The sequence below is a fragment of the Streptomyces beijiangensis genome, from assembly GCF_017315755.1.
Taxonomy (GTDB): domain Bacteria; phylum Actinomycetota; class Actinomycetes; order Streptomycetales; family Streptomycetaceae; genus Streptomyces; species Streptomyces beijiangensis.
Genome location: NZ_JAFLRJ010000755.1, coordinates 1 through 206 on the forward strand (window position 1 = coordinate 1; position 206 = coordinate 206).

Consider the following 206-nt stretch of genomic DNA (forward strand, 5'->3'; position numbering starts at 1 on the left):
CCAGCCCGGCGCGGGCGGCGGAGGCCCCTTCAAGGGCAAGCCCGGGATCATCATCGCGGCCGCCGTGGCCGGTCTCCTCGTCGTCGGTGGCGGGATCTATTTCGCCACCAGCAGCGGCGACAAGAACGACAAGAAGCCTGTCGCGACCGACTCCAAGAAGCCGTCGCCCACCACCAGTTCGAGCACGGGTGGTTCCGGCAGCCGCG

At 69.9% G+C, this 206-nt stretch carries 1 pseudogene; it reads left to right on the forward strand.

Annotated elements, in window-relative coordinates:
- A pseudogene (locus J0695_RS38875) lies at nt 1-206 on the forward strand (outer membrane protein assembly factor BamB family protein); the annotation flags it as partial.